General features: G+C 52.2%; 11 protein-coding genes. 6 read left to right on the top strand and 5 right to left on the bottom strand.

The genetic code is table 11. The features are described from left to right. Nucleotides 1–232, top strand: a 232-nt coding sequence (locus tag AAF564_23525; GenBank protein MEM8488538.1) for a xanthine dehydrogenase family protein molybdopterin-binding subunit, incomplete at its 5' end; no start/stop codon positions are given. An 84-nt stretch (nt 233–316) separates the two neighbouring features. Here the strand turns inward: AAF564_23525 and AAF564_23520 are convergent. The 4 genes from AAF564_23520 to AAF564_23505 form a co-directional block, all read right to left on the bottom strand. Beyond that, on the bottom strand, nt 317–829 hold the full coding sequence (locus AAF564_23520; GenBank protein MEM8488537.1) for a DUF427 domain-containing protein: 513 nt from the start codon (nt 827–829) through the stop codon (nt 317–319). A 137-nt stretch (nt 830–966) separates the two neighbouring features. Continuing rightward, the gene (locus tag AAF564_23515) at nt 967–3,720 is read right to left on the bottom strand and encodes a DUF6797 domain-containing protein (GenBank protein ID MEM8488536.1); all 2,754 of its coding nucleotides are present in this window, start codon (nt 3,718–3,720) and stop codon (nt 967–969) included. A 113-nt stretch (nt 3,721–3,833) separates the two neighbouring features. Next, a complete protein-coding gene (locus AAF564_23510) occupies nt 3,834–4,967 on the bottom strand; it encodes a hypothetical protein (GenBank protein MEM8488535.1) in 1,134 nt (377 codons plus the stop codon). A 136-nt stretch (nt 4,968–5,103) separates the two neighbouring features. After that, on the bottom strand, nt 5,104–6,102 hold the full coding sequence (locus tag AAF564_23505) for a metallophosphoesterase (GenBank protein ID MEM8488534.1): 999 nt from the start codon (nt 6,100–6,102) through the stop codon (nt 5,104–5,106). A gap of 122 nt (nt 6,103–6,224) precedes the next feature. Here AAF564_23505 and AAF564_23500 point away from each other — a divergent pair, with 122 nt between their 5' ends. Together AAF564_23500 and AAF564_23495 are read left to right on the top strand one after the other, a co-directional pair. Continuing rightward, the gene (locus AAF564_23500) at nt 6,225–6,353 is read left to right on the top strand and encodes a hypothetical protein (GenBank protein MEM8488533.1); all 129 of its coding nucleotides are present in this window, start codon (nt 6,225–6,227) and stop codon (nt 6,351–6,353) included. Between the two features lie 111 nt (nt 6,354–6,464). Continuing rightward, nucleotides 6,465–7,022 carry a heme-binding protein gene (locus AAF564_23495; GenBank protein ID MEM8488532.1) on the top strand — a complete coding sequence of 186 codons (558 nt, stop codon included), beginning with the start codon at nt 6,465–6,467 and terminating at the stop codon, nt 7,020–7,022. Nucleotide 7,023: 1 nt separating this feature from the next. On the opposite strand, the gene AAF564_23490 is transcribed toward AAF564_23495, so the two are convergent. Continuing rightward, nucleotides 7,024–7,602, bottom strand: a complete 579-nt coding sequence (locus tag AAF564_23490) for an alpha/beta fold hydrolase (GenBank protein ID MEM8488531.1) — start codon at nt 7,600–7,602, stop codon at nt 7,024–7,026. Nucleotides 7,603–7,705: 103 nt separating this feature from the next. On the opposite strand from AAF564_23490, the gene AAF564_23485 reads away from it, so the two are divergent. The 3 genes from AAF564_23485 to AAF564_23475 form a co-directional block, all read left to right on the top strand. Then, nucleotides 7,706–8,617 carry a polysaccharide deacetylase family protein gene (locus AAF564_23485; GenBank protein MEM8488530.1) on the top strand — a complete coding sequence of 304 codons (912 nt, stop codon included), beginning with the start codon at nt 7,706–7,708 and terminating at the stop codon, nt 8,615–8,617. 100 nt (nt 8,618–8,717) lie between these two features. Beyond that, a complete protein-coding gene (locus AAF564_23480) occupies nt 8,718–9,263 on the top strand; it encodes a DinB family protein (GenBank protein ID MEM8488529.1) in 546 nt (181 codons plus the stop codon). Nucleotides 9,264–9,392: 129 nt separating this feature from the next. Next, nucleotides 9,393–9,869: DUF6807 family protein (locus AAF564_23475; GenBank protein ID MEM8488528.1), on the top strand; the 477-nt coding region annotated here is incomplete at its 3' end.

The raw sequence follows: 9,869 nt of genomic DNA, 5'->3' as shown, positions 1-9,869 counted from the left end.
CGAAAAAATGGAAGTGCGAGATGGGGTACTGTATCCTACCATCTATGGACCATACAAAATGGCATTGATGCGGCACGTACCTAAAGACATAGACGTCGTGATTCTCGAAAACGCAGAGAAACCTGGCGCAGTAGGCGAACCCCCTATGGGTCCAATAGGAGCCGCAATCGCCAATGCTGTATTCAGGCTAACAGGGCAACGCTTACGCTCCATGCCGCTTGAGCTAGCATAAGCCTTTGAACAAACTATATAAGTAAAAAGGGATATCTGAATCAGGTATCCCTTTTTACTTATATTCCTGGCACATCATTTTCTTTTACCAGTGCCCTGTGCCCGGCTCCCCTTTTACCGGGCCGGCAATCTCATCGGTTATCCATCCCCCGTAGAACCCACCCGGCTGTGGCCGTACGCGTTCGCCATCTACAAAACATGCTACACGCGACGGGTAAAATGAAAAGGCACCAGTGATTGGTGCGAAGGCTGCAGATGGCGCCGGATAATCCCACCCTACAGGCCCCATATCCGGTTTTCGCCGAAGAATCCAATAGCGAGCTGATCCTTTCCACTCACAAAATGATTGGCCCCGGACCTCGGTCAATACTTCCAATACTACATCTGCACCGGGAATATAGAAGGTAGGCGGACTTGCTGTTTCAAGCACACGGTAAGCCTGCTCCGTTTGCGCAATCAGGATATTGTCAAAACGTACTTCAACAAGCCGTTTATCCGCAACCAGCGCAGGCGGCCTCGGGTAGTCCCAAACAGATTCTTGTCCTTGGGCAGGCGCTTCAGCAAATGCCGGCCGTTCCTTTCCTGTGTATTTCCACATGCGTATCTATTCCATTTGTCTTCTTCAGGGACTTATATAACGGAAGGACCCGCTGGTTTATGCGAACAAAAAAAACCACAAAAAAGGCGACCACGCACATGCATAGCCGCCCGGGGTTTCCTTGTTTAAATCGTTCTCTACATTTCTGCCGGCATATTTTCAAGCGCGTAGATGGTGTTCTGTATCACACCGTCAAACATTTTACCAGATTTGGCTTTCAGGTTGTACTTGATTTCCATAATCCAGGTAGGCGCTATGGCCGGCAGGTGTAACATGACCGTCTTTCCATCATCACTGATCGTCACCTTTTCGATTTCCAGCGCCTGTGTGTTGTGGCGGTCCGAGCCATATTTGCGGGAGCGCACCAGATCCCAGGTTGTAACGGTGTACTGCGCGGGATCGGTAGCTATCTTTGCATCAAGGGGAGATGCAAACGTCAGTTGCATGCCAGAAGAATACGCTTTCATGGCAATCGGCAGTTGCAAGTCGTTCCCTGTATATCGAATGCGGTACATGCCCCCCACCTGGATCATCTGGTTTGTAGCCCAGGCCGACATGCCAAGGGCATACAATTGCCCATCTTTTGGATTGAAGCGGCCGCGCATAATGCCGGTTGGGAATTGCGGGATGGGCAACTCGACCATGCCGGCTTGTCGCTTGCCATCTACTTTCTGTGGCATCACCGCAAATATCTTCCCATAGCCATACGACAGGTTGAGCAGACTGCCAGCGAGCGGGCCCCATGCTTCACTGTCTGCCCAGAGTAGTTCGGAAGGAGACCGATCGTAGCGCGAATCGATCCACATCAGCGGGTCGTTCATGGCTTCGTCAGAGGAATCAGCCGGCGCGCCGTAGCCCCACATGTTGCCATAAAAACCACCTTCTTCTACCCAGTTGATTCGGTTCATGGGATTCCAGAACCCTTCCTGGTCGGTCACGATGAATGAGCCATCTGGATTGAGCAGGACGCCGTTTGCAGCCCTGAATCCGTTGGCCAGGATTTCAGACGTTTCCCCATCCGGACTCACCTTGATCAGCGTCCCGTGCTGCGGCACAAGCGACTCGCGCGCGTGCCGGCCACTTTTCGCGTAGTAGAAGTTGCCGGCCTCATCTGTCTGCAATCCCATCGCAAATTCGTGGAAATGCTCGGTAACCTGGTGATCGCTGTTGAAGCTCTCGTAGAAATCTATCTCCCCGTCGTCGTTCAAATCATGTAACACAGCAATCTGGTCGCGGCAGCCAACATAAATTTTGCCTTCGTGGTATTTGATGCCCAGCGGCTGGAACAGACCGGTTGCAATGCGCCGCCAGGTCACCAGTCCGTCGCCCTGCGTGATCCCTGTCAGGTGGTAGACTTCCCCATCGATGGTGCTGACAACCGCTTCATCGGGGTCATCGAGAAAGTCGATGCCCGTGGGACGCATCCTACTGTTCCAGGGATTTACTTGCGGCAAGGTGAATACGTCTACCGCGTAGGCATCTGATTCGTCTCCAACGATAATTTCAGATGCAAGTACTGTGTCATCGTGCGCCGGCCCGCCCTTTGTATATACAGAGAGATCAACAGGAGATTTCAACAACGTATGCATGTGCTGGTCCGCAACTTCAGACCCCATAAAAATACGCGCTTTAATGGTTTTGTTGGCTGGCACATTAAGCACATGGTACCCATCCTCAATATCTCTTACCCCAAACTGTATATCGCTCATAATCCCATCCACGAGCGATTGTACGTCTATATGCTCGGGGGCAATACGCAACTTCAGCGGCACAGAAGAAGGTGTGATATTCAACGTGCGACTAATAACAGGTGCATTAGCATCTGCGTTTCTCTCTAAATCATATGTCTCAAGCACCTCGGCATCCCCCACCGTGTACTTGATCACGACGCGATCGCCGTGGTAATACAGGCCTTTGTAGTGCGCCCAGGATCGCGGTAAAGGACCAAATGGCCGGCCATCTACTGCCACAAAACGCGGATCTTCAAAATTGCCTGTCTCGGGGTTTGCCCAGCCCGGCATAATAGGATTCTCAAACTGCACCTTGCCTACTGTCCGAGGGAAAACGTTGTGCTGATCATCAAGCAGGATATCTTCATAGTCAATGAAACCCTTGCCGGTCCAGAACCCCGTGAAGCGCATCAGGTCGTGGTCGAATAGTACAAATGCATTGCCGGCGGCTACGCCCCCCTCACCTTTATCCAACCGGATAGCAATACCTTTGTAGGCAAAATTTAGGTCTAGGAAGTCCTCATCAGGAATTGGGCAGCAATCCCACGAAATACCTTTAGGTGGATCATCCGAGTTGGCGAGGTCATACGTACGCATCAAAAATCTGCCATAATCCATCTCCGCCCACGGCTTGTAAGGCTTGGGATCCGGCCCCAGCGTATCACCTTTTGGCAAACTGGCCAGATAATCATCCGTGATTTCGAAATATTGATCCGGGTTGTGTTCTTCCAAAAACTCTTCCCGGATGAAGTGAATCACTTCGTATTTCTCGCGCGGCGTCAGGTTCACCTGGGGCGGCATTAAGCCAGATCCGCGGGTGAGGGTCTGGTACATGGCGTGGGGATCTGCGCCGTTTTTAAAAGCCTCCTGCCAGAACTGGCGTGAGTTCGGAATGGAGCCGGGCTGCTCGATGTCGCCGTGGCAATTGTAACATGATGTGCGGTAGACGACGCGCCCCTTGTGATAAAACTCGTCGGTCCAGTTTTCCATCAGGCCGGCATGATCCAGGTTCTGTTCGTAGGCCGGGAGCGCATCAACCGGCAGTAGATAAGAGGTTGCCGGCTCGGCCGGTAGCGCCTGCTTGTCTATGGTCACTTCAGGCCCAGGGCTTTGGCAGGCCGCTAAAAGCAAAAAAAGGAGCAGGAAATGCAATTTTTTCATGGATAGAAGGGGTTTTAATTGGGATGTACACCCACACCGCCACCCATTACATCACGCATCCCAGGATGCAGGGAGGCAGTCCTCCCCGCACATAAACAGCAAGTTCAAGATATTTAGTGGTCACCTTCGTGTGACAAAAGGGCCTCGATTTTGAGGTCTTTGGTTTCCCAATATTCATCCGATTGGAAGCTGTACTGGGATGGATTAAATTCACCTACAACGGCAACGTCTGCTTCCGCCGGAACGTCCATATCCAGCATATGATAAACTGCATTAACGAGTAGCCGGCGTACACCGTCGTTGACCATATCGGATGAAGAGCCAATGGTAGATGTAAACGCCATACCCGGTGCACCTTCAGGGAGCTGATAGGGCTTGGTCCACGCAATCGGCATTATAGGGTCATTGGGATTGTACTCGCTTCTGGCAGCCGGATTTACCATCGCCACTTCAGTATCTGTGGGGCGCATCCCAAAGAACAGATCTTCTTCATCGTATTCGCCGGCGCGGTTGATCACCTGACCGAGCACCAGGGGCATCGTGCCTTCGGGCATGGGTAGCCGTACGCCGTAGACGTCCGTCGAGCCCCAGATATCGCCATCTGCTATTCCGTTGTTGATGGGATGATCAGTGGCTTCAGGCGCAATAAGGCCGAGTGTGCTTTGCTGCTTATGATGGCCGTGGTGTGTGTACCACTTCTCGCCGAGCACAAAGCGGCCAAACCCACCGTTCCAGGGCGAGGTGTCGTCGTTGAACTGATTGCCCCAGTGCGCCCAGGCGCTTGAAGAGTCTTCAATCTGGAAAGCGTGCGTGGCAGTGCGCAGGGCAACAACAGGTTTGCCGGCATTAAAATAATTCTCAAAGTGCGTCATCTGCGCATCCGGCAGGTCTCTAAACCGGGTAAAGAGCACCATCAGGTCCGCCGCGTCCAGGGCATCCAGGCCAGGGATGTTGTTGGTGTAATTTGGATCGATGATACCGGGATGGGCAGGGTCCTGCGCAAAGAGCACCGTGGTATTAAATCCATGCCGATGCGCAAGAATTTTCGCCAACTGCGGCAAGGCTTCTTCCGACCGATATTCTTCGTCGCCGCTAACAAGCACAATGGATTTTCCGGCACCTGGCCCGTCGTGGCCGGCATATGAAACCCATTGAGGTGGACCTTCCTCAACAGCAGGAGCAGGATCATTAGCACATCCAGACAGGATGACAAACACGAGAGATAGAAAAGAGACCAGCGTTTTCATTGAACCGTGGGGAGGTTAGTGTCAATACTTGCCCTCGGCGTTCAGCAAATGCGTTCTGCAAATGCAATGGGTGGACTGCCAGGGGCGCTACCTTGAGAAAGTAAGCATTTTTTTCAACAATGATACCCTTGTTTGCTCACGGACGGATATGCTGGATACGGTTTTCCTGTACAATTTCCTGGCGGATGTCGAACACGTTTACATCTTCCGGATCAACCGTAATACGCAGCCAGTGCACATCGCCAGCACCAAACACCTCCACGCGGGTGAAGTTTTCGATACGTCGCTTCGACTGGATACCAACGAGCGGCTTGTCGATTCTGAAATAATGTGAGTCGCCGTGCGCCAGTAATACGGGCCGGCCAAACCTGATGGTTTCTTCTTCCAATGCCGCCAGAAATGACGTAAACGCTTGCGATACAGCTGCATCAGAAAACCCGGGATTTGCATGGAGGGTCAAAAAGATGCCAGGACTATCAAGTTGTCGCGCCTCAGCAAACGCGTCGCGCATCCAGACGATGGCTGCCTCCATTCGCGCGGCAGCCTCTTCGTCATCCGCAGTCGTACGACCGGCAAATGACGCCATGCCATTTTGGCTGCCAACAATGTGCAAGGCTGCAAACACCACATTTGCCCGAATCCATCGGGTGTGTTCGGGATACGTAGCATAAGCAGGATTGCTTGCCTGCGTGGTTAACGCCAGTTTGGTTTTGCCCAGCGATTGACCAGCCGTTGGGTAAAACAGGGTCCGTAATTTTGCCAGTCGTTCAAGCGGCTGAAAACCGCCAGCGGTAGCGCGGTGGCAATCGGTCCACTCGTTGTCACCGGGCACAAAGATAAATGGCTGGCGGAATTGCTGAAAGAGGTCGAGACGGCCGGCGAGGAATTCATCGGAGCAAGACGAGCCGCCAGTTTTGATGTCGCCTACGTGCAAGACCCACTCAACTGCGGCATCTGCGTTGATTTCCTGCGTCATTTGCCGAAACCGTGGAATATCAACATCTGCATAAGGCATGTCGCCGATGAGGGCAAAGGAGAAAGCCTGATCTGATTTGGCGTTGGTATCGGAAGTCCGCGTCGCGGCACATCCAGTAACAAGCAGCATCACAATCAAGCACAACGTGAGCCTGTTCATAGGGGGGATTGTTTGGGTGAGTAGGTAAGATGCCAAGGAGTTCTCGAGCGCCTTGTGAAACGCATAGCATACGTTCCTGTAGATGCGCAATCAAGTGAGGGATGACGGCGCCAGGTGGATGGGTGAGCAACATTTCCGAAGCCGGGCTGCTCGCCCAGATCCTTCGCACCGCTCAGGATGACGTTTGGGAAAAGGGGTCTGCCATTCCCCAATCAACAATCACCATTCAAACCTCGACACTCAACACCTAAACCACGCCCTTCATCCCCAGCAACTCGCCGCTTGTCGCATTGTGCCAACGGAACTGGGCAGACTGCAGTAATGCCGTGTAATACTGGCAACGGAACACAATACAAACTTTTATGAAAATGCAAACCCTTTTGATACTCATTGGCGCCGGCGTTGCGCTATGGGGTGGTTGGGGAGTTTATATATCTGCCACAACGGAAGAGCCCCCATACAAGGTACTGGAGCAGTTTGAAGAAAAAGTTGAAATCCGGCAATACGAGGAGCAGACCTGGATATCCACGCGGTCCGGCGAGCGCAACGCGGCCTTTGGCGTGCTTGCTTCCTATATTTTCGGGCAAAATGAGAAGCAGGAAAGTATCGCCATGACGGCTCCTGTAATCATGGATGACAACATGTCGTTTATCCTACCGGAAGGCTATAGCGAAGCAAATGTGCCGGCGCCGGATGGGCAGGCGATGGATTTCAAAACCGTGCCGGCGCGCAAAGTCGCCACCATAAGGTTTTCGGGTTGGGCAACCGCGCGCCGCGTTGCTGATCATACGGAGAAACTGATGGTAGTCCTCGAAGACAACGGCGTTGAAACTGACGGAGAGCCTTTTTTGATGCAATACAATCCTCCGATGACGCTACCCATGATGCGACGAAACGAAGTGGGTATCGCGTTACCCTAAATCAGGAGACGAGCCAGCGGTGTACTTCTTCATGACATCGCTGGCTGCTCAGCATTAAGGGGTGTGCCATAATTTTCGGCAGCGACACCTGGTGCCCCACGGGCAGCACAGAGCTTTTCGCCGGTACAATGGTCAGGTCCCAGGGCGTCCACAACGAGACAAATCGTATCGTACCCAGCGTCATAACATCCCCATTCAAATCTTCCAAGAACGCACTTCCCGGCCGCATTTGTGCAGTACCCTTGTTGGGAAGGAAGTAGGCCATGTATGTCCCGTTGTGCGGCGTTGAAAGCGTAACCAGGCAATCAATCCGGGCCCGACCACCCAATCGTTGCACATAATACCGAGCAACCAATCCCCCCATACTGTACCCAACCACGTGCAGCGTCGCGTCTGATGGAATGTTCTGCTCGATAAACGCATAGAGCTGATGTGCAAGCATTTCGAGTCCGTCTGCGCCACTGTTTGGCAAAAGCGCGGGCGCATGTACGCGCCAACCCTGCGACGCGAGATATTTTCGCATCGAGGTGAAGACTGCCGGCGTATCGTAGATGCCGTGTACTAGCACAACGTATTTCATGGTCAAACCGCTTTAGCAACCACCTCCGTGTCATTGCAACTCCCTGTCTCCTGCGCCTATCTTGGCAATTGCACCTACCTTCAAATTCTTCTTACACCGAATCATGCGATACGTTTTGCTCTTATTGCTTTGTCTCCCCCAACTTGTGCATGGCCAAACCCTGGCAGAACGGCTTGGTTACAAAGCAACTGACAAATTGCTCATTGTAAATGGCGACGACATCGGGATGAGCCATGCAGCCAATGCTGCATCAATCGACGCGATGGAGAACGGCCTGATGACCAGCGGCACTATAATGGTGCCCTGTCCGTGGTTTCCTGAAATTGCAGCTTACGCTATTGCCAATCCGGAGGCAGATTTTGGCATACACCTCACCCATACCAGCGAATGGGACACGTACAAGTGGGGACCGGTGAGTAGCAAAGACAAGATCCCTGGCCTCGTTACCCCTGAAGGGTATTTTTGGGCCCAAACTGCAGAGGTATACCAACACGCAACGCCGGCGGAGGCAAAAATCGAAGCGCAGGCACAGATTGACAAAGCGTTGGCAGCCGGCATTGATGTGACGCACCTCGACTCCCACATGGGTGTCATGCATTACGATCCTGCCTACCACGCCGTTTACCATGAGTTAGCGATACAGTACGACTTGCCACTGCGAATGGCTTCCCAGGCTGAACTGACCCGTCGCGGCTTTGATCAGCTACGCCCAGCCCTCGAAGCCGACGGCATTGTTTCACCGGATGTTTTAGTTTTTGGGGGCAAAAAAGAGGGGGAGTCAGTAACTGACTACTGGAAACGTGTGCTTTCTTCCATCGAACCCGGTGTCACAGAGGTGCTTATCCATGCCGCAACAGATGGCAAAGAATTGCGCAGCATGACCAACTCCTGGGAAACGCGCGTGAAGGAGTACGAGCTATTTACCAACAGTGAAGAAATCCGACAGCTGATTGAAGACGAAAGGATCATCCTGATTGGTTACAGGGCATTGCGCGATTTACAACGGAATCAGTAGTTGCCTCTCACTTGCCAGGATTTGCGCTTCTATCGTGTAACTGCTAACCTTGAGCACGGGTCCTTTCCACCGATTACTCTAAACTCAAGGTATCTTTCCCATGAAAACGCTACGCTACCTATCCCTGTTATTATTTATGATGTGCATGCTCCCCGCAGTTGCACAAGCCCAGGATAACCCGCGTGCCCTGATCGAATCCCTCAAAAAAATTCACGACATAACAGCTGACTTTGTCCTTGCGACGGCAGAGATGATGGATGAAGACATGTACGCGTATCGTCCAACAGTGCAAGTATACACGGCCGGCGAATTGCTTGCACACATTGCCAACGCACAATTCGGTATCTGCTCGCTGGCTGCCGGCGAAGAAAATCCTGCTGAAGGCAACTACGTTGAAATAGCCACAACGCGCAACGCCATACACACCGCTGTAAAAGAAAGCTTTGTGTACTGCGAGAAAGTGTATGCTGAGATGACCGATAAAAAAGGGGAAGAAATTAAGGAGTTTTTCGGTGGCGAGCGACGCACAGATATGACGGTCTCGGCCATCCTGTCTTTTAACTCAACGCACACGTACGAACACTACGGCAGTCTGGCTACTTATTTACGGATGAATGGCATGGTCCCGCCTTCATCACAAAACTGATCAACACAATATCAGGAAAGCCCAATCGATCAAAATCGGTTGGGCTTTTTTGCTGGGCACCTTGCCGGCTGGAGAATTCTTGCAGAAAATGCTATTATAAGCATAATACTCATCGCCATCCTATCAGGTATGAAAACGCGTCTTCTCTTACTCTTTAGCTCTGTTTGCCTACTTTTCCCTTATCATCTCGCCACTGCTCAAAGCACAAGTTTCTACGTTGAGCAAGACGAAAAGGGAGAAGAAATATCCATCTACAATGCGGAGAATGACGTCCTTGTTTTGGCACAGCAAGCCAAAGCGCAGATGCGCCCCTATTTGCACCCGATCATGGCGCCTGACGGCAATGGATCACTAACGGAATACAGCCCGGGGCACCATAAACACCAGACGGGCCTGTACTGGGGATTTACGCGCGTAAATGGTACAGGAGCGCCGGCAGACACGCTACGCAAATGGTTCTACCGCCGCGATAAACCTGTCGATATAAAGGCGCAAATTGGGCGCGACTTTTTCCATAACAACGGCGCGAGCCACTGGAAAAGGATTGCTGCCTCTATTTTACAAAAAGACGGTGCAGAGGTAAAATGGCAGACCGTGTATCACATG

The organism is Bacteroidota bacterium, from assembly GCA_039111535.1.
Taxonomy (GTDB): domain Bacteria; phylum Bacteroidota; class Rhodothermia; order Rhodothermales; family JAHQVL01; genus JBCCIM01.
This window is presented reverse-complemented; position numbering and strand designations above follow the sequence as displayed.

What these genes read in the sequence shown, in the direction of transcription:
- AAF564_23520 (MEM8488537.1), bottom strand. Translation starts at nt 829, where the DNA reads ATGTGGAAATACACAGGAAAGGAACGGCCGGCATTTGCTGAAGCGCCT.
- AAF564_23515 (MEM8488536.1), bottom strand. Translation starts at nt 3,720, where the DNA reads ATGAAAAAATTGCATTTCCTGCTCCTTTTTTTGCTTTTAGCGGCCTGC.
- AAF564_23510 (MEM8488535.1), bottom strand. Translation starts at nt 4,967, where the DNA reads ATGAAAACGCTGGTCTCTTTTCTATCTCTCGTGTTTGTCATCCTGTCT.
- AAF564_23505 (MEM8488534.1), bottom strand. Translation starts at nt 6,102, where the DNA reads ATGAACAGGCTCACGTTGTGCTTGATTGTGATGCTGCTTGTTACTGGA.
- AAF564_23495 (MEM8488532.1), top strand. Translation starts at nt 6,465, where the DNA reads ATGAAAATGCAAACCCTTTTGATACTCATTGGCGCCGGCGTTGCGCTA.
- AAF564_23490 (MEM8488531.1), bottom strand. Translation starts at nt 7,602, where the DNA reads ATGAAATACGTTGTGCTAGTACACGGCATCTACGATACGCCGGCAGTC.
- AAF564_23485 (MEM8488530.1), top strand. Translation starts at nt 7,706, where the DNA reads ATGCGATACGTTTTGCTCTTATTGCTTTGTCTCCCCCAACTTGTGCAT.
- AAF564_23480 (MEM8488529.1), top strand. Translation starts at nt 8,718, where the DNA reads ATGAAAACGCTACGCTACCTATCCCTGTTATTATTTATGATGTGCATG.